The 23,344-nt window shown below is 50.9% G+C and carries 18 protein-coding genes; 7 read left to right on the forward strand and 11 right to left on the reverse strand.

Annotated features, from left to right (window positions below):
• Positions 1-102 precede the first annotated feature (102 nt).
• From ettA to V6944_RS12670, 5 genes are all read left to right on the forward strand, one after another.
• Entirely contained in the window at positions 103-1,770 is a 1,668-nt protein-coding gene (gene ettA / locus V6944_RS12650) for an energy-dependent translational throttle protein EttA (protein WP_333499208.1), read from the forward strand.
• Between the two features lie 491 nt (positions 1,771-2,261).
• A complete protein-coding gene (locus V6944_RS12655; RefSeq protein WP_442910739.1) occupies positions 2,262-3,317 on the forward strand; it encodes a capsule biosynthesis protein in 1,056 nt (351 codons plus the stop codon).
• A 30-nt stretch (positions 3,318-3,347) separates the two neighbouring features.
• The gene (locus V6944_RS12660) at positions 3,348-5,021 is read left to right on the forward strand and encodes a polysaccharide biosynthesis/export family protein (RefSeq protein WP_333499210.1); all 1,674 of its coding nucleotides are present in this window, start codon (positions 3,348-3,350) and stop codon (positions 5,019-5,021) included.
• A gap of 67 nt (positions 5,022-5,088) precedes the next feature.
• Entirely contained in the window at positions 5,089-7,110 is a 2,022-nt protein-coding gene (locus V6944_RS12665; protein WP_333499211.1) for a capsular polysaccharide biosynthesis protein, read from the forward strand.
• A 15-nt stretch (positions 7,111-7,125) separates the two neighbouring features.
• Complete coding sequence (locus tag V6944_RS12670; protein ID WP_333499212.1) at positions 7,126-8,391, forward strand: capsule biosynthesis protein; 1,266 nt, start codon at positions 7,126-7,128, stop codon at positions 8,389-8,391.
• Here V6944_RS12670 and V6944_RS12675 read toward each other — a convergent pair.
• The 7 genes from V6944_RS12675 to serB all read right to left on the reverse strand — a co-directional run bounded on the left by V6944_RS12675 (position 8,388) and on the right by serB (position 16,546).
• Positions 8,388-9,902 carry a stealth conserved region 3 domain-containing protein gene (locus V6944_RS12675; protein ID WP_333499213.1) on the reverse strand — a complete coding sequence of 505 codons (1,515 nt, stop codon included), beginning with the start codon at positions 9,900-9,902 and terminating at the stop codon, positions 8,388-8,390. The two genes, V6944_RS12670 and V6944_RS12675, sit on opposite strands and share 4 nt — an antisense overlap.
• Positions 9,895-10,914, reverse strand: coding sequence for a galactosyltransferase-related protein (locus V6944_RS12680; RefSeq protein WP_333499214.1), 1,020 nt, complete (start codon positions 10,912-10,914; stop codon positions 9,895-9,897). The genes V6944_RS12675 and V6944_RS12680 overlap by 8 nt, the downstream gene beginning before the upstream one ends.
• 3 nt (positions 10,915-10,917) lie before the next feature.
• On the reverse strand, positions 10,918-11,583 hold the full coding sequence (locus tag V6944_RS12685) for an ABC transporter ATP-binding protein (RefSeq protein WP_333499215.1): 666 nt from the start codon (positions 11,581-11,583) through the stop codon (positions 10,918-10,920).
• Complete coding sequence (locus tag V6944_RS12690; RefSeq protein ID WP_333499238.1) at positions 11,580-12,356, reverse strand: ABC transporter permease; 777 nt, start codon at positions 12,354-12,356, stop codon at positions 11,580-11,582. The genes V6944_RS12685 and V6944_RS12690 overlap by 4 nt, the downstream gene beginning before the upstream one ends.
• 480 nt (positions 12,357-12,836) lie before the next feature.
• Positions 12,837-14,063, reverse strand: coding sequence for a multifunctional transcriptional regulator/nicotinamide-nucleotide adenylyltransferase/ribosylnicotinamide kinase NadR (nadR, locus tag V6944_RS12695; protein ID WP_333499216.1), 1,227 nt, complete (start codon positions 14,061-14,063; stop codon positions 12,837-12,839).
• A gap of 118 nt (positions 14,064-14,181) precedes the next feature.
• Positions 14,182-15,564, reverse strand: coding sequence for a DNA repair protein RadA (gene radA, locus V6944_RS12700; RefSeq protein ID WP_333499217.1), 1,383 nt, complete (start codon positions 15,562-15,564; stop codon positions 14,182-14,184).
• 10 nt (positions 15,565-15,574) lie between these two features.
• Positions 15,575-16,546, reverse strand: a complete 972-nt coding sequence (gene serB, locus V6944_RS12705) for a phosphoserine phosphatase (RefSeq protein ID WP_333499218.1) — start codon at positions 16,544-16,546, stop codon at positions 15,575-15,577.
• Between the two features lie 106 nt (positions 16,547-16,652).
• Here serB and V6944_RS12710 point away from each other — a divergent pair, with 106 nt between their 5' ends.
• Positions 16,653-17,285, forward strand: a complete 633-nt coding sequence (locus V6944_RS12710) for a YtjB family periplasmic protein (RefSeq protein ID WP_333496063.1) — start codon at positions 16,653-16,655, stop codon at positions 17,283-17,285.
• A gap of 18 nt (positions 17,286-17,303) precedes the next feature.
• Positions 17,304-18,320, forward strand: a complete 1,017-nt coding sequence (gene lplA, locus V6944_RS12715; protein WP_333499219.1) for a lipoate--protein ligase LplA — start codon at positions 17,304-17,306, stop codon at positions 18,318-18,320.
• Positions 18,321-18,325: 5 nt separating this feature from the next.
• On the opposite strand, the gene yjjJ is transcribed toward lplA, so the two are convergent.
• From yjjJ to deoA, 4 genes are all read right to left on the reverse strand, one after another.
• The gene (gene yjjJ / locus V6944_RS12720) at positions 18,326-19,654 is read right to left on the reverse strand and encodes a type II toxin-antitoxin system HipA family toxin YjjJ (RefSeq protein WP_333499220.1); all 1,329 of its coding nucleotides are present in this window, start codon (positions 19,652-19,654) and stop codon (positions 18,326-18,328) included.
• A 229-nt stretch (positions 19,655-19,883) separates the two neighbouring features.
• Positions 19,884-20,603 (reverse strand): purine-nucleoside phosphorylase, encoded by a 720-nt coding sequence (gene deoD / locus V6944_RS12725; RefSeq protein WP_035894565.1) that lies wholly within the window; start codon positions 20,601-20,603, stop codon positions 19,884-19,886.
• A 57-nt stretch (positions 20,604-20,660) separates the two neighbouring features.
• A complete protein-coding gene (gene deoB / locus V6944_RS12730; RefSeq protein WP_333496065.1) occupies positions 20,661-21,884 on the reverse strand; it encodes a phosphopentomutase in 1,224 nt (407 codons plus the stop codon).
• A 52-nt stretch (positions 21,885-21,936) separates the two neighbouring features.
• Positions 21,937-23,259, reverse strand: coding sequence for a thymidine phosphorylase (deoA, locus tag V6944_RS12735; protein WP_333499221.1), 1,323 nt, complete (start codon positions 23,257-23,259; stop codon positions 21,937-21,939).
• Between the last annotated feature and the right edge of the window lie 85 nt (positions 23,260-23,344).

The raw sequence follows: 23,344 nt of genomic DNA on the forward strand, positions 1-23,344 counted from the left end.
CGTAGCACACCTGAATTTGCCTGCTGGGATTGAACGTTGAAAACAGCTACACTTCGCCTTTGAAAAACTCTATTCACCACTATAAAAGAGGCGAAGTCCAACGTGGCTCAATTCGTTTATACCATGCATCGTGTCGGCAAAGTGGTTCCGCCGAAACGTCATATTCTTAAAAACATCTCGCTGAGCTTCTTCCCTGGCGCAAAAATTGGTGTTCTGGGTCTGAACGGCGCGGGTAAATCTACCCTGCTGAAAATTATGGCCGGTATCGATACCGATATCGAAGGCGAAGCTCGCCCGCAGCCGGGTCTCAAGATTGGCTACCTGCCGCAGGAACCAAAGCTGAACCCTGAACATACCGTTCGTGAATCGGTTGAAGAAGCCGTTGCCGAAGTGGTTAACGCGCTGAAAGGCCTGGACGAAGTGTACGCGAAGTACGCTGAACCAGACGCCGACTTCGACAAGCTCGCCGCCCAGCAGGGTAAGTTCGAAGAAATTATCCAGGCGCACGACGGCCACAACCTGAACGTACAGCTGGAGCGCGCCGCTGATGCGCTGCGTCTGCCGGACTGGGACGCGAAAATCGAAAAACTCTCCGGTGGTGAACGCCGCCGCGTCGCGCTGTGCCGTCTGCTGCTCGAAAAGCCAGACATGCTGCTGCTCGACGAACCAACTAACCACCTGGATGCAGAATCTGTGGCCTGGCTGGAACGCTTCCTGCACGACTTCGAAGGCACCGTTGTGGCGATTACCCACGACCGTTACTTCCTGGATAACGTTGCCGGTTGGATCCTCGAACTCGACCGCGGTGAAGGTATTCCGTGGGAAGGTAACTACTCCTCCTGGCTGGAGCAAAAAGATCAGCGTTTGGCTCAGGAAGCCTCTCAGGAAGCGGCTCGCCGTAAATCCATTGAGAAGGAACTGGAGTGGGTACGTCAGGGCGCGAAAGGCCGTCAGTCCAAGGGCAAGGCCCGACTGGCTCGCTTTGAAGAGCTGAACAATACCGAGTACCAGAAGCGTAACGAAACCAACGAACTGTTTATTCCACCTGGCGCACGCCTGGGCGATAAAGTCGTTGAAGTGAGCAATCTGCGTAAATCCTACGGCGATCGCGTACTGATTGACGACCTGAGCTTCTCAGTGCCGAAAGGCGCTATCGTCGGCATTATCGGTCCGAACGGTGCGGGTAAATCTACCCTGTTCCGCATGATGTCCGGTCAGGAACAGCCTGATAGCGGCACCATCACCCTGGGTGAAACCGTGAAGCTGGCGTCCGTTGACCAGTTCCGTGACGCGATGGATAACAGCAAAACCGTGTGGGAAGAAGTCTCCGGCGGGCTGGATATCATGAAAGTCGGCAACACTGAGATGCCGAGCCGTGCGTACGTGGGCCGCTTTAACTTCAAAGGCGTTGATCAAGGTAAACGCGTAGGCGAGCTGTCCGGCGGTGAGCGTGGTCGTCTGCACCTGGCGAAGCTGCTGCAGGTTGGCGGCAACATGCTGCTGCTCGATGAACCAACAAACGACCTGGATATCGAAACCCTGCGCGCGCTGGAAAACGCCCTGCTGGAGTTCCCGGGCTGCGCGATGGTTATCTCGCACGACCGCTGGTTCCTCGACCGTATCGCCACCCACATTCTGGACTACCAGGATGAAGGTAAAGTCGAGTTCTTCGAAGGTAACTTCACCGAATACGAAGAGTATAAGAAACGCACGCTGGGCGCCGACGCGCTGGAGCCGAAGCGTATCAAATACAAACGTATCGCCAAGTAATCTTTATCAGGCGAATAACTTCGGTTATTCGCCGTTTTATTCAGCTTTCATATAAATACTCGCACTTATATTTTCAATCCATTTAATACCACATTCAGATATGATTATTATCATTCACGGCATTTCTTTCTCGCCAGGATTGAGATAGTTTTATAGCTGTGTTAAAAATACCCCTTCGAACAAAATCGATATTTTTATCTTTTATTTATTCACGAAGCAAATCTGCAACAAGAGTACCATTTAAACAATAAATCAATGACATTCATAAGGAATTGACATGTCTTATTTTATCTATATATATCGCTACGCGTGATAGTAAACCTATTATTCATAATAACTATTTTATATCTATTGAAAAGGTTTAAATCAGCAACGCTATGAAAATGATTTCTCCGCGCATATCGGCGATATTACTCACAACAGCAACAGGCTATCGCAAGGTAGTAGGCCGGTTGCAGCATATTGAAATACAGCGTCATCTGTGGCGGATTATGGTCGCTGCTCCCATGTTGCTTCTGCTCGTCTATCTGCTTATTTTTAGCCAGCCACGATTTGTCAGCGAATCAAAAGTAGCCGTCAAACGGCCTGCGGATATTGATAGCGCTAGCCTGAACGTCGGCCTTTTATTAGGCGGCTCCACCTCATCATCCGCTGAAGATTCGCTGTATCTTAAAGAATATATAAATTCTCCAGATATGATGCATATTCTCGATAAAAATCTAAATTTCCATCAGGCATTTGGCGAGAGCGGCTTAGATATTTTTTACCATTTACCAGAACAGACCACGAACGAACGGCTACTGGACTATTATCGCCAGCGTATTTCAGTGAACTATGATGAAAAAAATGGCCTGCTGACCATCCAGACCCAGGGGTTTACGCCTGAATTCGCCCTTCAATTTAACCGTGCGGTGCTGCAAGAGTCGGAGCGTTTTATCAACGAACTGTCTCACCAGATATCCCGCGAGCAGATGACGTTCGCTGAAGAACAGTTACAGCAGGCAAGAACCCGATTAAATGCCAGTAAACAGGCGTTAATCACTTATCAGAATAACCACAATATTTTGGATCCACTGGCCTCTGCGGAAGCCGCCACAACGTTGGTTAACACCCTGCTGGCCAAAAAAATTGAGATGGAGGCGGATCTACGCAACTTGCTGACCTATCTGCGCAGCGATGCGCCGCAGGTCGTTAGCGCCAGAAACGCCATCACCTCGCTGCAATCTCAGATCGATCAAGAACAAAGCAAGATCACCGCCCCTGAAGGTAAAAAGCTCAACAGTATGGCGGCCGATTTTGAAGAGATGAAATCCCAGGCCGTTTTTGAAGGTGACCTGTACGCACTCGCGCTCAAAGCCTTTGAAAAAACACGGGTTGAAAGCGCCAGAAAGTTAAAAACGCTCGCCACCATCAGCACGCCGCAGCGGCCACAAGAGTCAGCATTTCCCAACATCCCTTACCTGCTGATGAGCTGGCTGCTGGTCTGCTGCCTGCTGTACGGGGTAGCCCGATTACTGCTGACCATTATTGAAGATCACCGTGACTGACGCTAACGCCAATACTGAATCGGATTCTCTATGAAACGAGCTACACTCATTTTCTTATCTCTGTTACTGCAATCGGGCTCCTCTTTTGCCGTTGGCGTGACGGCAGACCCTGAACTCACCGGCGCGGCCCCGCTCCCTTCGGTGCTGACACCGCAAAATGGTAGCGCTGCCGACGCCAGTGGTTTTGATAACACCCCGCAGCCGCCGCGGTTACCCACCGACAGCCGGATGTTCGGTGCCCAACTCTTTACCGGCATTTCAGCGGATAGCGGGGCCAGCATCGGCTTTAACCCGAACTACGTCATTGGTCTTGGTGATACCGTGCAGGTTCGCCTCTGGGGCGCGTTTGCTTTCGACGGCGCGCTGACGGTCGATCCTAAAGGCAACATTTTCGTGCCGAATATTGGTCCGCTTAAAGTTACCGGGGTCGCCAACAGCCAGCTCAACAGTCTGGTCACCGCTAAAGTGAAAGAGGTGTACCAATCTAACGTCAACGTATACGCCTCTTTGTTGCAAGCTCAGCCGGTAAAAGTCTTTGTCACGGGGTATGTCAAAAATCCAGGACTTTACGGCGGCGTAGCGTCTGACTCACTGCTCTCCTATCTGAGCAAAGCCGGAGGTGTGGACAGTGAACGCGGCAGCTACGTCGATATCGCGATCAAACGCGGAAAATCCACGCGTACCCGCGTTAATTTGTACGATTTTCTGCTCAACGGCACGCTCGCGCTTTCGCAGTTTGCCGACGGCGATACCATCGTGGTTGGTGCCAGAAAACAGACCTTTAGCGTTGAGGGCGACGTTTATAACGGCTACGACTTCGAGTTTTCGGAAAGCGCGATTCCGGTTCAGGAGGCCCTGCGCTGGGCACGTCCTAAACCAGGCGCCACCCACTTCACCATCGTGCGCCAGCAGGGTACGGTCAAGCGGACAGAATACTACCCGCTAGGAAGCGCCGCCGGGAGAAGCCTGCAGGATGGCGACAAGCTGATCATCAGCTCTGACCGCTATGCGGGCACAATTCAGGTGCGTATTGAAGGTGCGCATTCCGGTGAGCACGCGCTGGTGCTGCCTTATGGCAGCACGATGAAGCAGGTGCTCTCGCAGATCAGAACCAACAGCATGTCCCGAATGGACAGCATCCAACTGTATCGCCAGTCCGTCGCTCTGCGGCAAAAAGAGATGCTCGACCTCTCCTTGCAAAAGCTAGAGGAAGCGTCTCTCTCCTCGCAGTCCGCGACCCAGGAAGAAGCACGTCTGCGCGTTCAGGAAGCACAGCTGGTCAGCCGCTTTGTGGCCAAAGCCCGCAGCGTCGTTCCTAAAGGCCAGGTCGTTCTTAATGGAAGTAATCTCGATTCGGTAATGCTGGAAGATGGAGACATCATCACCATCCCAGAGAAAACGTCGCTGGTGATGGTACACGGTTCGGTGCTGTTTCCCAACGCAGTTAGCTGGCAGGAGAGACTTGATGTCGATGATTACATTAAAAAATGTGGCGGCCTGGCGCAAAAATCCGGGCAGTCGAAAATCATCGTTATTCGCCAGGATGGCGAAGCGTTGAATGCCGACGATGTTGATACCATCAAAGCGGGCGATGAAATTATGGTTCTGCCGAAGTATGAATCGAAGAACATCGAAGTCACACGCGGCATTTCTACCATCCTTTACCAATTGGCCGTTGCGGCAAAAGTCATTTTGGATCTGTAAACCCTATAAGGACGGCGGGCTCCCTCGCCGCCGCGACCTCATCATAGCGATAGAGAATGTAATCAGGATGATTGGCATTTATTCATCAGGCATCTGGAAGACGCCGCACCTTGAGGCGTTTCTCGGTGAACCCGGCATCAAGCTGACGCCCCACAGCAACCTCGCGTCAATCCGCCTTCGCGCCATTGCGGTGTGGGGGGAGCGCCCTTCGGCACAGCGTCCTATCAAGCTGGCTCAGCAGGCCGGCGTTCCCATTCTACGACTGGAAGATGGTTTTACCCGTTCTCTAGGGCTCGGCGTAAATGGCGCACCGCCGCTGGCGATGGTGGTAGATGATTTGGGCATTTACTATGACGCACGCACGCCTAGTCGGCTGGAAAAACTGATTCAGATAGCCGCCGCCGATCCCTATCAGGAAGGCGACGCGCTGCGCGCTATCGCCATGATGGTTAATGACGATCTCTCAAAATATAACCATGCCCCACCCTTTTCAGAGCGTTTAACGGGCAAAGAGATCGTACTGGTTATCGAGCAGACCTTTGGCGATATCTCCGTAAAACTGGGGGGGGCAGACGAGCAGCAGTTTTCAACCATGCTTTCCAGCGCTTGTCGCGAACATCCGCAGGCCGAAATCTTGGTCAAAACCCACCCCGACGTTCTCAGCGGGAAAAAACGTGGCTATTTCAATACGTTGCCAACCAACCCACAAGTCCGGCTGTTCGTCGACGATGTCAGCCCACAGTCTTTGCTACAACACGTCTCCACGGTCTACACGGCAACGTCTCAGTACGGCATCGAGGCGCTGATGGCCGGGAAAAAGGTCGTCTGCTTCGGGCTTCCCTGGTACGCCGGATGGGGACTAACGGACGATCGACACCCCGATGCACCAGCGCTTGCCGCACGGCGTGGTTCTGCACCGCTAACGGCGCTGGTCAGCGCTGCCTGGCTCCGCTACACCCGCTATATTGATCCCGACACCGGCGAGCGAGCCACACTTTTTGACGTGCTGGAGTATCTACACCTTAATCGGACCCATCTGCTTGCTCGACGGGGGCATTTATGGGCACCGGGCATGACGCTCTGGAAAAGCAGCATCGTGAAGCCTTTTTTGCGTACAGCGGATAATCAGGTCAGTTTCTCCCGCCACTGCAAAGCGGCAACGGCGTGTATTGTTTGGGGAATTAAGGGGGAGACTCGCTGGAAACATAAAGCAGCAGAACGCAACCTCCCTATCTGGCGAATGGAAGATGGCTTTCTGCGTTCCTCAGGCCTTGGTTCAGACCTCTTGGCCCCACTATCATTAGTGCTCGACAAAACAGGGATTTACTACGACGCAACTCGTCCCAGTGACCTGGAGCAGTTGCTCAGCCATTCCCTCCTGAGTGTCGAACAGAATCAGCGAGCGACGCAGCTTCATCAGCATCTGGTGGCAAATAAGCTCAGCAAATATAACCTCGGTAAGCGCTGGCAGTGCCCACCGACCGGGAATAAACGCGTACTGCTGGTTCCGGGTCAGGTAGAAAACGATGCGTCGATCGCGACGGGGACGCTCAGCATCAATACCAATCTGGCGCTCCTGCATACCGTACGTGAACGACACCCAGACGCATTTATTATTTACAAACCGCACCCCGACGTACTCACCGGCAACCGTCCCGGGCATATTGCAGAGGAAGAGATGTCGCGCCTGGCAGACTGCGTAGCTCTTGATGCCGATATTATCGAGTGCATTCAGCAGGCAGATGAACTCCACACCATGACGTCGTTATCCGGGTTTGAAGCACTGCTGCACGGTAAGCAGGTGTACTGCTACGGCCAGCCGTTCTACGCCGGGTGGGGGCTGACCGTGGATGAACACCCCAACGCTCGTCGTCAGCGGTCGTTGACGCTGCAGGATCTCATCTACCAGACCCTTATTGCCTACCCAACCTATATCCATCCACATGACCAGCGCGTCATCACGGTCGAAGCGGCTGCCGCATGGCTGATGACGCAAACCCGTCCCGAAATGGCGGCAAAGAAAAAAGCCAACCGCTTGGTACGCCTGGGCCGCAAAGCCATCAATTTTTATCGCGTAAAATTTAAATAAGAATCAGGAGGGTGCATGGAAAGCACCGCAATGAACAACCTGCTGGCAGGTAAGCGCTATTTGCTTTTACAAGGCCCCATGGGCCCCTTCTTTGCTGAACTGGCCAGTTGGCTGGAAAGCAAAGGGCGTGAAGCCGTCAACGTTGTCTTTAACGGTGGTGACCATTTTTATTGCCGCCAGCGTTCCGTGCTGCACTACACCCAAACACCAGCACAGTTTGCCCACTGGTTAAAAGAGGTCTGGCAAACTTATCCCTTTGACACGCTAGTGTGTTTTGGCGATTGTCGGCCTTTGCACCAGGCGGCGCGCCAGTGGGCTAACGCAAAGGGGCTGCGCTTCCTGGCATTTGAAGAAGGCTATCTACGCCCTCACTTCATCACGCTCGAGGTGGGCGGCGTTAACGCCTACTCTTCCCTCCCGCAGGAACCCGACTTTTATCGCCAGTTGCCGGAGATGCCGCCGCGCATGATTCAATCGCTGAAGCCCTCAACGCGCCTGCGTTATTGGCATGCGACCTGGTATTATCTGATTGGCTGGTATCACCAAAAACAGTTCCCGCACTACCGGCACCACAAGTCGTTCTCTCCGTGGTATGAGATGCGATGCTGGATCCGAGCGTGGAGGCGTAAATACTGGTATACCTTCAGTGAACGGCATGTGCTCCCGCGCTTGCAAAACCAGCTGGATAATCGTTATTACCTGGCCATTTTACAGGTCTACAACGACAGCCAGATTCAGCAGCACAGTCCATATAACGACGTACGCGAGTATATTAATGATGTGATTTACTCTTTCGCAACCAAAGCGCCAGCGACAAAATTCCTCGTGTTTAAACACCATCCGATGGATCGCGGCCACCGTTTGTATGCCCCCTTGATTAAGCACCTCAGTAAAAAATATGGGGTGCAGAATCGTGTGCTTTACGTGCACGATTTACCAATGCCGGAAATGCTGAAGCATGCAAAAGCGGTGGTGACGATAAACAGTACGGCGGGTCTGTCCGCGCTGATACACAATAAATCGCTGAAGGTAATGGGCGATGCCCTGTACGACATGAAAGGGTTGACGTATCAGGGACATCTGCACCAGTTCTGGACGGCGGGCTTTCGCCCGGATATGAAGTTATTGGGTAAGTTTCGTGGGTATTTGTTGGAAACGACGCAAATTAATGCAGTATTTTATGGGAAAGAGAATATGTATATCAAGAAGAACATTCTTCCACCGGAAGAAATAGCGAGTAAAAAAATCTCTTTCGACAATAACAGAATATATAAAAATTAATCACGAATTTCTTTTTCCCACGGGGCAGGCTCACTGAATCGCCTATTGAGGTAATCTTTCGTGACAGCCTTATAATTTTTATTCATCGCACTGCCTGCGCCATCATTAAAACACATTATTTTATGAGAAAATGCTTGCCCATCAACAATCCTTTTAATATTGGATGGCCTTATAATGATGTTTTTAATATCACCAGAAACAGACTCTTTAGTTATAAAGGAGTAATGATGATATAAAAAAGATGTTAAATTAACATCAGTATCGCTCCTTATTTTTGAATGTCTTGTTCTATTAATATCAACATTAAAACATTCATCAATACGCTGTAACACAGATTTTTTCAACGCATGAGGAACATGCCTTGTTAAGTTTCTAGCACTATACTCCGGAGCAATTTTTTTTAGCAGTCGACATGAATTTATAGATGCCTTCATATAATCTGGAATATTTTCTCTTATAGATCCATCATAAACCATCCCATAAGACTCGTAATATGAAATAGATCTACCGATATCGTCAAAAAAATCTGATTTAAGACACGGCTGTCCTAAAACGACATCATCATTAAAATAAATAAAATGCTCACTTAAATTATTAATGTTATGCAAGCAACATTCTATTGAATGTGAGTTAAATGTTGGAAGCATATTTTCACTCGGATATATTTCATTATGAAACACCCATTCTATTCGAGGATTATTTTTCAACCAAGAGGGTTTTGAGCAATTAGAAACTATATATATTTTATTTATCCACTTGGCATATTTATTTATTGACCTAAGAGAATATTTTAATTCATCATTATCCGTAAAGCGGTCAGGATCAAACTCACTTTCAGGGAATGTATCTAACCATTTACGTTGCCATTCAAGGTCAGCCTGGTTTACCCACGTATATACAGCATCAACGCTGAATCCATCTCGTTCATTTTTATTATAGATCATATGCATTTCATCTACATGAAATTTTTTCGCCAACACATATCTTGAACGCACAGTAGCCAAACCATCAGAATCTACATCATAAAGATAAACATTAAAAACATAACTCTCATTAATCTGATTAGATAACTCAACCACAAAATCAGATCGTTTTGATAGTGCCAAAATTATTTTCCTAATATTAAAATCAACATCAGCATCCGTTTCCACATGATAACCGCCATTTAATGTGTATATTTTCATAGACATAGATGACATCTTCTTTAATACACTAACTATATTTACAAGTAAGGTTAAGTGTCCACTCCATATAATAACACTATCATAATCATGTTCATTTCTGACACAACACCCTGCATTGAGATTATATCTAAAATAATTCACAATACCATGTTTTACGATTTCATCATAATTTATACTATGCTCAACACTGTATGCCACCTCTAACTTTTGATTACAGGCATTGACTCTATTCCCCAATCTCTTTCTGAATAAATCATAAAAAAAGAGATTTGGATCCTTTATAAGTTTATTAATCTTTTTTATGGAACAAAAATCCAACTTATCCATTTAATAAAAACCTCAATCTTCGTTTAAATGTATCCAATCTATCAACATGACCAGGTTTATTCTCAAAATAAATAGAATAATCATGAATAGAACAATTATTCTCCGATACATAATTGATAAATTCAGAAATCAACGTGTCATTAACTCCACTAACTTCATTTTTAAAAAAAACATAATGTTCACTTTTGAAAAGAGAAAAATTATTCATTTTATGTTCATGATAACTATCATTCTCACACTGGTGTTTATCATGATACATATGAAGCAGTATTTCTTTATTTAACAACTTAGAGAAACATAATCGACCTAGAAATCGTCGATACCCAATAGCAAACAAGGGTGACCTTGATGGTTTGTCGATAAAAGAATCTGTATCTTCAGGTAATATTGAGTAAAACTTACAAAGACGTATTAGAAAATCAAAATCTTCATATCCGTGCCCTATATAATGCTCATTAAACCCACCAATTTCTTTATATGCACTTCTTTTCATTAAAGTAATTGATGATGGGCTAGCTAAATGCAAGAAATACACACGATAAAATAAAAAATATCTCCCCAGCAGATCCGATATGCTAAGTTTATTATTTGTTAAAGATTTACTCCCAAACTTACTCAAATACAAACAAGGGTATATTATAAAATTATTATTTTCATAATACCTATTCTTAATCTCTTTTATGAAAAGACTAAAATCAGGGTAAATATCAACATCCAATAAAACTATATCGTCTGTACTAACATTAGTGAATGCCGCGTTTCTAAGTGAAGATAAATTAACTTCTTTTTTCGACTTTACTAATTCAATAACAACATTTGGGAAAGTGCTCATTTTTTTAATAAATAAGTTTTCATATCTATCATTCGAATAATTAAGACCAAAAGAAATATTTACATCATCTTTCATAGCTGCCATAGAAAGGTTAAAAGCCCTAGATATAATATCTTTTGGCCTTCTTCTTAAATCAATAGGTACAATACAAGTCAGAACCTCATTATTTTTCTCATACATATCTTATATTAACTCTTCATTATTATAACGTTGTATACCGACATTGATATCGTTAAACAAATGAGCATGTCCATTCTTATCAAAATACAACGCTAGATCACAATACTCTTTCAAATTACTCAAACTATGCGACACCATTAAAAAACTCGACTCTTTATGCCGCGCATTAAACATATCCGCACACTTCTGCTTAAACCTGGCATCCCCCACTGCGGTAACCTCATCAACCAGGTAATAATCGAACTTAAACGCCATGCTTAAACCAAACCCCAGTCGCGAGCGCATCCCTGATGAGTAGGTTTTAATTGGCATATCAAAGTATTTCCCTAGCTCGGCAAACTCTTCGACAAAAGCGACCTTCTCTTTCAGTTCGCCTTTTTGTGCATACAGTCGAGCGACAAACTTCACGTTTTCACGTCCAGTCAGGCTTCCCTGAAAACCACCGGAAAGACCCACGGGCCATGAAATGGTGCTATTAGTAACGATCCTACCGCTATCGGGTCGATCTATTCCGCCAATCATGCGTAACAGCGTCGATTTCCCAGCCCCGTTGCGGCCAATGAGCGCCACGCTTTTTCCGCTCGGTAGTTCGATATTGAGGTTTTTAAAGACATAGTGTCGCCCCTGGGGCGTACGATAGGATTTGGTGAGATTCTCGACGCGGATCATGATGTCAACATAGCCTCTTCGCGCAGGCGATACAGCGCAAGCCCGACAAACAACATAAGCAACGTGCAGAAGGCCAGATAAGGCAGACTCACCCCCTGACTCACGTAACCCGCCACCACACATTCGCGGCTCAGTTCAACGATATGCACAATGGGGTTCCAAAGAAGATAGGGCCAATAATCACGCGGTACGGCGTGCAGCGGGAACATGATGCAGGAGACGAAATAGAGCGGTTTTATCAGAATAGGCAGAAACTTTTCCATTTCCGGAAACGTCTTCCCTACCACCATAAACACCATGCCCAGCCCGCAGGAAAAGAGAATCAACAGCAGCCATGTCACCACCAGGGTGATGAGCTGCGTTACGCTAAACGCCTCACCGGCAATACCGACCACACACATCAGGACAATATAGACGCAGCCGTATATCAAGCTTTCGAGCAGCGCTCTGGCCAGAATCGTATCGATTGGCTTTACCGGCCGATAGTTAAAGAGCCCCTGGTTCGCGTCGATTGCGCTGATGGAGCGCGTAGCAATATGGCTAAAAAGGAAATAGGGGATGATGCCGTTTATCAAAAAAACGGGAAATGAAATATCCGGCATCGTGCGGTGCATAACAAAACCAAATACCGCAAGCATGACCAACATATGTGCAGCAGGTTCAAGAATGGCCCAGCAGTAGCCAAGCCGGTACTTGCCGAAACGTGTTTTAATCTCACGTAAAAATAGTGCGCAAACCGCCGCACGTTGGACATCGATACCGCTTCTGGTCATATGATGTAACTTCCATTCAGGCATGCTACCGCCCTGGCCTTGTGCGACCATAGCGATTGAAAAAATCTCAGGGGATGGACATCTTCAGGGAGTGAATAATAGAGAGTGAAACACTAATTAAAGCGAATTATAAAAACCATAAATAAATACAGCTACATCATTCCCTTGATGTATTCCAATGATATAAATTGGAGAGTGGAATTTAGCTTTTAATGATCATAATAACCAGCAGCATCTCATTTAATTAAACTTAAAGATCTATTCAGTATAAATAAAATGAAATGTTTTTCTTTTTAATCATGGCGTTATTAGGGGTAATAAGAAGATAAGAAATACGATTTTATAAAACCATCATTTAAAGCAACAGCAATAAAATAAAAACAAATTTTCTTATTATATTTTCGGAGTGATGACAACCGACAAAAACATTAATCGTAATTATGTAGCAGCACGGCACCACGCAGGCACCGTGCCGAAGGTTTAATCGCCCATAAGATCTTTAACCAGCTCCACGCAGCGCAGGAACCGGGAATCGTAGTCGGATTCTTCAACATGCACGAATTCGATATTGTTCTTTTCTAGCATGGAGACCAGCAAGTTCTGAAACTCCTTGCGATCAACCGAACTGCCGAGGCTACGCAAACCATCAGCAACCCACGGCGTGTTGTTTTCCAGAAGGATAACCAGGTCGAAACGATATTCATCGATCAGCGCCTGCACAAATGGATGCTCACGGCCTTCATACTTCTTACAAAATGCCTGGGTGCTGACAAAATCGGTGTCGATAAACGCGACCTTGTTGGCATACTTCACCGCAAAATCGATGTACTGAGCGTGCCCAAGGGCAATTTTGTCGTAGTCGGAATACTGTAGCGCCATCTCGTCGCCCCCCAGATGCGAGAAGACGTAGTCTCGCCCATATTCCCAGGCACTGGTGGTGTTGAAGATGTTCGCCAGCTTGTTCACCAGCGTCGACTTACCGCTGGACTCACCGCCGAGAATCGCCACCGTACGCACGAAGAACGGCTTTACTTCCGTTGGGATGTAATCCCAGTAGCGGAATGGGTTCTCACGAATCTGCGCCCCGCTGATGCTCATGAAAGTCCGTTTCGGGTCAATCAGTACCGTTTCAATCCCGAGATGCTCGAGATACTGCGGCGCATCGGCTTCTTCAGAGGAGTAAATCCAGTTGGGCTCGATGCCCTTTTCTTCCATAAACGATTTTATGCCCGCGCTCCACACGTCCCAGCCGTGCGGGTACGGTTCCATGCCCTCTTCGTTAAAGGCATGAATGCGAATGTTCTTTTGGTATTTAAAGGTTTGCAACAGCCAACGCAGACGGTCAGATACGGTAGGCTGCTGCGACATGGCGCTATCTTCAAACAGCGCGCGGTCACGTGTGTCGTCATAGCCCATAATGATATGCAGTTCATCAACCTGGCTACAGGCGCGCTGGATCAGGTAGATATGGCCAGTATGCAGCGGATAAAATTTCCCGAACACCACGCCGATATTTTTCTGCTGACGCGGAAACTCCAGCCCGAGAAAGCGGTGCAACGCCTCGAGTTTTTGCGCGCTAGGGCTCTTAATTTTGGCGTTGAGAAGCTGGCTTAAATAACCCTTGGTCATGCCGCTAGCGTCTGCGACCTGCTGCAACGTACAGCCTTTCTGACGAATTGCGGTTTTAAGATAGTCGAACGACGACACAAGAGCCTCCTGCTGAATTGGGGTAAACCATCTACCCATTATACAAAAAACCCGGATGTACTCACGGTACTATCCGGGGAAAGAGACCGGCGACGCAGTATGCCGCCGGGATCGGACATTATAGTTCGTCAAAAACGTTCAGCGCATCGGCAAGTTTCTTAACACCAAATACCTTCATGCCTTCTGGTATTTTCTTTGGCACGTTTGCCGCCGGCACGATAGCACGACGGAAACCGTGCTTAGCGGCTTCCGAAATACGCTCCTGCCCGCTAGGTACCGGACGAATTTCACCAGCCAACCCCACTTCACCAAAGACCACCAGATCCTGCGGCAGCGGCCTGTCGCGCAGGCTGGAGACCATCGCCATCAGCAGCGCCAGGTCGGCGCTGGTTTCGGTCACCTTCACGCCGCCCACCACGTTCACAAACACATCCTGGTCCGCCATCTGTAGCCCGCCGTGACGGTGCAGCACCGCCAGCAGAATCGCCAGACGGTTCTGCTCAAGGCCAACGGCAACGCGGCGTGGGTTGCTCATCATAGAGTGATCCACCAGCGCCTGGATCTCGACCAACAGCGGTCGCGTACCTTCCCATACCACCATTACCGAACTGCCGGAGGTCACTTCATCACCGCGACTCAGGAAGATGGCGGAAGGGTTGCTCACTTCACGCAGCCCCTGCTCGGTCATCGCGAACACGCCCAGTTCGTTCACCGCACCAAAACGGTTCTTATGGCTGCGTAGCGTACGGAAGCGCGAATCAGCGTCACCGTCGAGCAGTACCGAGCAGTCGATACAGTGTTCGAGGACCTTTGGCCCCGCTAGCGAACCGTCTTTGGTCACATGTCCAACCATGACAATCGCCACGCCGCGCGTTTTTGCAAAGCGCGTGAGGTAGGCTGCGGTTTCGCGCACCTGCGCCACACTACCCGGCGAAGACTGAATATCCGCCATGTGCATCACCTGGATGGAGTCGATAACCATCAGCTTCGGCTGTTCTTCTTCCGCAATCTGGCAAATCTGCTCGATGCTGGTTTCCGAAAGCATATTCAGGTTAGCCGTGGGAAGGCCCAGACGGTGTGCGCGCATCGCAACCTGCTGTAACGACTCTTCACCGGTGACGTACAGCGTTTTCATCTGTTCAGCCAGTTTGCACAGCGTTTGCAGCAGCAAGGTGGATTTCCCCGCCCCTGGGTTACCACCAATCAGAATGGCGCTACCGGGCACGACGCCGCCGCCCAGTACACGGTCAAACTCTTTAAAGCCGGTGGAAAAGCGCGGCAGCTCTTCCAGGCTGATGTCCGACAGTTTTTGCACCTTTGCGATGCCAGCATTACCCGCATAGCCGCTCAGGCGCTCGTTACGTGCGACCGTAGGGGAAGCCGCAACGCGCACTTCGGTGATGGTATTCCAGGCATGGCAGGCGCTGCATTGCCCCTGCCAGCGCGGGTAATCCGCACCGCACTCATTACACACAAATGCGCGTTTAGGAGCTTTCGCCACGTTAACCTCTTTATTTCTGATTCATGCTGCCGGAGAGAATGCAGAACACCCCCATCAAATCGGCATGACGGATAGTGACTTCCGTCTGTTCGTTCACTTTTGGTTTGGCATGATACGCAATCCCCAGCCCGGCTTTCTTGATCATCGGCAGGTCGTTGGCACCGTCGCCAATCGCCACCGTTTGGGCGTGGGGAATTTCATGTTTCTCAGCCAGTTGCAGCAGGGTTTTCGCCTTATACTGCGCGTCGACGATATCACCAACGACTTCACCGGTCAGCTTGCCGTCGCGAATACCCAGCTCATTGGCAACCGCTGCGGTTAAGCGCAGCTTATCGCGCAGGTGATCGGCGAAGAAGGTGAAACCGCCGGAGGCAATCGCCACCTTCCAGCCCAGCGCTTCAAGCTTGAGCACCAGCTGAGTCAGCCCCGGCATCAGCGGCAGCGTCTCGCGCACCTGACGCAGAATGTCGGCATCGGCATCTTTCAGCGTAGCGACACGCTGGCGCAGGCTGGCGCTGAAATCGAGCTCGCCGCGCATCGCGCGTTCGGTTACTTCCGACACCAGTTCACCGGTACCGGCCAGCTTGGCGATTTCGTCTATGCACTCAATCTGGATCGCCGTGGAGTCCATATCCATCACCAGCAGACCCGGCGTACGCAGATGCGGGATTTTACCCAGCGGGGCAACGTCCAGACCCGCATCGTGGGCCAGGCGCGTGGCGCGTGGCGTTAGTGACCCCGCCAGACGAATAACCTGATAGTCTTCAACGCACCAGGCCGCCACAATCACCATCGCCGCCCCCAGCTTACGCTGATAGGTGGTGAGGCTCGCTTTATTCAACCCGCGGCCATACAGCAGCCAACCGCTGCGACCGGCGTGGTAATCCAGCGGCATGACCTCATCACCGCTCAGGGAAAGCGGCAACCCAGGCCACTGGGAGACATCTTCTGACAGATCGCACCAGGTCAAACTGTTTGGCATTACAGCTCCAATCTTCACTATATTAAGCCCAGGAAAATAACGCATGAGGCTACCTTGTAACCAGCGCTTCTGGCAACATTAAGCTGTAAATTTTCAAAGGTGGAATATGGTTCGCGCAAAACTGAAATTTCGACTGCATCGCACCGCGATTGTCCTGATCTGTCTCGCTCTGTTGGTGGCATTGATGCAGGGTGCATCCTGGTTCAGTCAACAAAGCCAGAAACAACGAAATCCGCAGCTGGAAGAACTGGCCAGAACCCTGGCATTTCAGGTCTCGCTGAACCTCGCGCCGATGATGAAAAGCGAAACGCCGGACGAGAAAAAGATCGGTCAGTTGCTGAAACAGCTAACCGACAAAAGCCGTATTCTGGACGCTGGGGTCTATGATGAGCAGGGTGACCTGATCGCCCGCGCCGGGGAACAAGTCGATCTCCGCGACCGTCTGGCGCTGGATGGCAAAAAAGCGGGCAGCTACTTCAATCAGCAAATCGTTGAGCCTATTCAGGGGAAAAACGGCCCCCTTGGCTACCTGCGCCTGACGCTGGATACCCACACCATCGCCACCGAATCCCGTCAGGTGGATAACACCACCAACATTCTTCGCCTGATGCTACTGCTGTCGCTGGCTATCGGCGTAGTGCTCGCCCGCACGCTGCTGCGCGGCAAACGCACCCGCTGGCAGCAGTCGCCGTTCCTGCTTACCGCCAACAAGCCGGTGCAGGACGAAGATAAAGATTAATCAGAAAAGGAAATCGTCATGTCAACGCTGCGCCTGCTGCTTTCAGATTCTCACGACCCGTGGTTCAACCTCGCCGTCGAGGAGTGTATTTTTCGCCAGATGCCCGCCACACAGCGGGTGCTGTTCCTGTGGCGTAACGCCGATACGGTCGTCATTGGCCGTGCGCAGAACCCGTGGAAAGAGTGCAACACCCGGCGCATGGAAGAGGACAACGTCCGTCTGGCTCGCCGCAGCAGCGGCGGCGGCGCGGTGTTTCACGACCTCGGCAACACCTGCTTTACCTTTATGGCCGGCAAGCCCGAGTACGATAAAACAATCTCCACGGCCATTGTGCTCGAGGCGCTGAATTCGCTGGGCATTACGGCTGAAGCCTCCGGGCGTAACGATCTGATCGTAAAAACCGAGGAAGGCGACCGTAAAGTCTCCGGCTCCGCCTACCGGGAGACCATCGACCGTGGCTTCCACCACGGCACGCTCCTGCTCAATGCCGATCTTAGTCGTCTGGCTAACTACCTGAACCCTGATAAGAAAAAGCTTCAGGCTAAAGGGATTACTTCGGTGCGCGGGCGCGTAGCAAATCTGGTCGAACTGCTGCCGGATATCACCCATGAACAAATCTGCGAAGCCGTCACCGAGGCGTTCTTCCGTCACTACGGCGAGCGGGTTGAAGCAGAAATTATCTCTCCGGATAAAGCACCGGATCTGCCGAATTTTGCCGAGACGTTTGCCCGTCAAAGCAGCTGGGAGTGGAATTTCGGTCAGGCCCCAGCGTTCAGCCATCTGCTGGACGAGCGTTTTACCTGGGGCGGCGTAGAGCTGCATTTCGACGTGGAGAAAGGCGTTATCACCCGCACGCAGGTGTTTACCGATAGCCTGAACCCCGCACCGCTGGAGGCGCTGGCAGCACGTTTACAGGGCTGTCAGTATCGTGCAGATGTGCTGCAGCAAGCCTGCGAAGGGCTGAGAGAAGCGTTCCCGGAGCAGAGTAATGAACTGCGAGAGCTATCGGGCTGGCTGGCGGGAGCGGTGCGCTAACACCGCTAGGCGAGCCGCTCGATAATCGCGGCGGCTGACGTTAATTTTTTCAGCATAGCACGAGCAATATCATGGAAACCCGCGCTAATACGCGGGTCGTCCTGAACCCGCTGCCAGAACTGTTCCGCAAGCGGTAAAGCAAACGCCCATGCAGCTTTGCTGACGGTAGGATCCACTTTAATATCGACAGCCTCACTACGCATCGCGCCAGAACTGGACGGGGCAAACGACATTGGCAGCATGTCATACACCGGGGCAATAATCATTGGCGTGGCAGATAAATAGAACGAGAGATTACCTGCGTGCATATCACTGTTGGCAATTAAGCGCCCAAATGCCCAGATTTTCGCGGTTTGCTGATGGGAATATTCAGCAATAATGCCCTGTGCGGAAAGTTGGCCTGTTACGGTAGGCCAGGCCCCCGGAGAAGAAACGAATTCACTTTGTAGGGCTTCCAGAGAGACGATTTGCCGTCTGCCGTGAACGCCTACACAATCAAAACGGAGACTTTCGAGAAATACCTGCCCTTCATCGCTGCAGATCGCCGTGGCATGGCTCGCATCAATGTCCGTAGCGGACAATACCGATAACGCAATAGACTCAGCAATCAGCAGGTCACCCCAGCGCTCGGAAACCATGTTCTGTTCTCGGGCACTAAATTTGACCAATACGTTTTGATTGCCTTGCGCTGTTTGCACATAACAGCCAAATTTAGGCTGCTCCCCTCCTGCAGAGGACCCGACAATATCACCCGCGATGGCTTCTTCTGCGAGCCTGGCGTAGTAGCTGGTTTTATCACATTGTGCGACGGCAACCCGCTCTGGCGCGATAAGCCATCGTTGATAGTTCTCTTCACCAATAAGCCATCCACCTGCATTTTCACCCGTATACGCACGCAGTCCGTATAGCACTTCACCTTCCTGCCATAAGCGGATATCGTCTGGCAAATGAGTCTGAGTAGCAACCGCCCTCCCCCAGGCTCGCCCTAAAAATCCCTGAGGCCGAAGATCGGTCAAATACCACGGAAGGCCATCAAACCACTGCCATTCCCCTGACGACAATGCAACCAGACAACTGCCCTGTGGCCAGCATGGATACAGCACGCCAAATTGGCGAGCGTTCCCCTGCTCATCCACCTGCCAAAGCGGAAACGTTGATATACCGCGAATCGGTTTAATGAGGGCATAGCGAGTGGCGCGCGCCTTACCAAACTGCAGCACCTCATCATGGGCTGACACAAGTCGCGAGAAGGTCGCCTGGCTTATCGCCAGTACCTGTCTCAGTTCAGGGGCGGAACGCGGCCCTTGCAGAAGCAAATCGGTTAATGCGCTCATGAGTGAATAGATTTATGAATAGATATATGAATACATTTAATAGCATACTTGCTTGAATTGTACACATAAAATGGAATTGAAGAATGGAGGTGTGAATAGATTATCAGTATTACGAAGGTATCCCAGCCGAACAACGCAGCGCTGGGATTCAGCGCTGCGCGGCCCCGGAGTCGGCGCTGGCGCACCTCGTCCGGGCTACGATATAACGAACGCTACGCCGGGAATCGGCTTACGCTTTATCGCCCAGCAGAACAGATTCCAGCGCGATTTTGATCATGTCGTTGAAGGTCGTCTGACGTTCAGCGGCTGTGGTCTGCTCGTGGGTACGGATATGGTCGGATACGGTGCAGATGGTCAGCGCTTTCGCACCGAATTCTGCGGCTACGCCGTAGATACCCGCGGCTTCCATTTCCACGCCCAGGATGCCGTATTTTTCCATCACGTCGAACATGGTTGGATCTGGGGTGTAGAACAAGTCAGCGGAGAAGATGTTACCTACGCGAGCATCAACGCCCAGCGCTTTAGCCGCATCAACCGCGTCACGCACCATGCCGAAGTCAGCGATAGCCGCGAAGTCGTGATCTTTGAAGCGCAGACGGTTCACTTTAGAGTCGGTGCATGCGCCCATGCCGATAACCACGTCACGCAGTTTCACATCAGCACGTACCGCGCCGCAGGAACCCACGCGAATGATTTTCTTCACGCCGAAGTCGGTGATCAGCTCTTTGGTGTAGATGGAGCAGGATGGGATGCCCATACCGTGACCCATGACGGAGATCTTACGGCCTTTGTAAGTCCCGGTGAAACCTAACATGCCGCGAACGTTGTTTACTTCGCGCACATCTTCGAGGAAAGTCTCAGCAATGTGCTTCGCACGCAGCGGGTCGCCCGGCATCAGCACAACATCAGCGAAATCGCCCATTTCAGCGTTAATATGTGGGGTAGCCATCGTAATTTCCTTTATTTTTCAAATAGACGAAGGGCGGGAATCCCCCCGCCCAAATAATCACAGCATGTTTTTACCGTACGCCATTGGGGACGTACCGAAGTAGGTCGCCAGCGTCTGTCCGATATCCGCGAAGGTTTCGCGATGACCCAGCGAGCCCGGTTTCACTTTCGGGCCGTAGATCAGCACCGGGATGTGCTCACGGGTGTGGTCAGTGCCGGTCCAGCTTGGGTCACAGCCGTGGTCAGCGGTGAGGATCAGAATGTCATCTTCACCCACCAGCTCCATCAACTCTGGCAGACGACGGTCGAACAGTTCCAGGCCAGCAGCGTAACCCGCGATGTCGCGACGGTGGCCCCATGAAGAGTCGAAGTCAACGAAGTTGGTGAAGACGATAGTCTCATCACCCGCTTCCTTCATCTCTTTGATGGTGGCGTCGAACAGTGCGTCGAGGCCGGTGGCTTTCACTTTTTTAGTGATACCGCAGTTGGCATAGATGTCCGCAATCTTACCGACAGAAACCACATGACCGTGTTTTTCATCAACCAGTTTCTGCAGAACGGTCGCCGCCGGTGGCTCAACGGCCAGGTCGTGACGGTTACCGGTACGCTGGAAGTTGCCCGCTTTGTCGCCCACAAATGGACGCGCGATAACGCGGCCAATGTTGTAGCCGCCTTCGGTCAGCTCTTCACGGGCGATTTCACACAGCTCGTAAAGTTTATCCAGGCCAAAGGTCTCTTCGTGGCAGGCGATCTGGAACACCGAGTCTGCAGAGGTATAGAAAATCGGCTTGCCGGTTTTCATATGCTCTTCGCCCAGTTGATCGAGGATCACGGTACCAGAAGAGTGGCAGTTGCCGAGGTAGCCCGGCAGGTTGGCACGCTTAACCAGTTTATCCAGCAGTTCCTGCGGGAAGCTGTTTTCGTGGTCGCTGAAGTAGCCCCAGTCGAACAGAACTGGCACACCGGCGATTTCCCAGTGACCAGACGGCGTATCTTTACCGGAAGAGAGCTCATGCGCCCAGGCGTATGCGCCCACCACTTCCGCGTTGCCGTCCATGCCGGCAGCAATTTTACCGGTTGAACCTTCATGTGCTTTCACCAGACCCAGACGAGTCAGGTTAGGCAAATTCAGCGGGCCCTTACGGCCATTGTCAGCCTCGCCTTTGGCGCAGGCTTCTGCAATGTGGCCCATCGTATCTGCGCCGACATCGCCAAAGCGGTCCGCGTCTTCCGTTGCACCAATCCCAAAGGAGTCCAGCACCATAATAAATGCACGTTTCATCTTGTTCTCCATACATCTTGCGCTGCAAAAAAGCGATCAGATCAGTATATAACTATTCGGTGATGCGACGATAGACGGTCGGCGTAATTTCAGGCGCTTTATCGTCCAGTTTAATTGCCGCTTTCACCGCTTTCGCCGCGTCCTGCCAGCTTGATTCATCTTTCGCGTGGATCACCGCCAGCGGGCGCTGTCCGTCGACGCTGTCGCCCAGACGAGCCATGTCGGTGAAGCCGACGCTGTAATCGATGGTGTCAGAAGCCTGGCGACGACCGCCGCCCATAGAAACCACCGCCATACCCAGCGCGCGGGTGTCCATCGCGCTGACAAAACCTTCGGTATCAGCATAGACGGCTTTGCTCAGCATCGCCGTCGGCAGATATTTCGCGTAGTTTTCAACGAAATCTGTCGGGCCTTTCTGCGCCGCGACCATGCGACCAAAGATCTCCGCCGCTTTGCCGTTGTCGAGCACGGCCTGCAGTTTGGCACGTGCGTCGGCGTCGTCTTTAGCCAGCTTGCCGGAGATCAGCATCTCAACGCACAGGGCCATGGTGACATCGAACAGGCGCGGGTTACGGTATTCACCGGTCAGGAACTGCACCGCTTCGCGCACTTCCACGGCGTTACCTGCACTGGAGGCCAGCACCTGGTTCATATCGGTCAGCAGGGCCGTGGTTTTCACGCCCGCGCCGTTAGAAACGCCCACAATGGCTTCTGCCAGTGCCGCAGAGAGTTCGTAGGTCGGCATAAACGCGCCGCTGCCCACTTTCACGTCCATCACCAGCGCATCGAGGCCTTCCGCCAGCTTTTTGGCGAGAATGGAGGCGGTGATCAGCGGAATGGAGTCCACCGTCGCGGTAATGTCGCGGGTGGCATAAAAACGTTTGTCCGCCGGTGCGAGCGAGCTGGTCTGCCCAATAATCGCCACACCCACGTCTTTAATAATTTCGCGGAAACGGTTGTCGTCCGGGAAGATGTCGAAGCCCGGAATGGCTTCCAGTTTGTCGAGCGTACCGCCGGTATGGCCGAGGCCGCGACCGGAGATCATCGGAATATAGCCGCCGCAGGCCGCGACCATTGGGCCCAGCATCAGCGAGGTCACGTCACCTACGCCGCCAGTAGAGTGTTTGTCGACAATCGGGCCGTTGAGGTTGAGGCTCTTCCAGTCCAGGACGGTGCCTGAATCTCGCATCGCCATGGTCAGCGAGACACGCTCCGGCATGCTCATATCATGGAAGAAAATGGTCATCGCCAGCGCGGCAATCTGCCCTTCAGAGATGGTGTTGTCACGAATTCCGTTGATAAAGAAACGAATTTCTTCATCACTCAGCGCGTGACCATCACGTTTTTTGCGAATAATTTCTTGAGCGAGAAACAAGGTACCCTCCTGATTAATCAGGTTAAATGCAGCGGGCTCGCGCCCGCGCTACGTTCCTGTAGCCCGGCCAAGCGTAGCGCCGCCG

It is taken from the genome of Kluyvera sp. CHPC 1.2972 (assembly GCF_036759925.1).
GTDB lineage: Bacteria > Pseudomonadota > Gammaproteobacteria > Enterobacterales > Enterobacteriaceae > Kluyvera.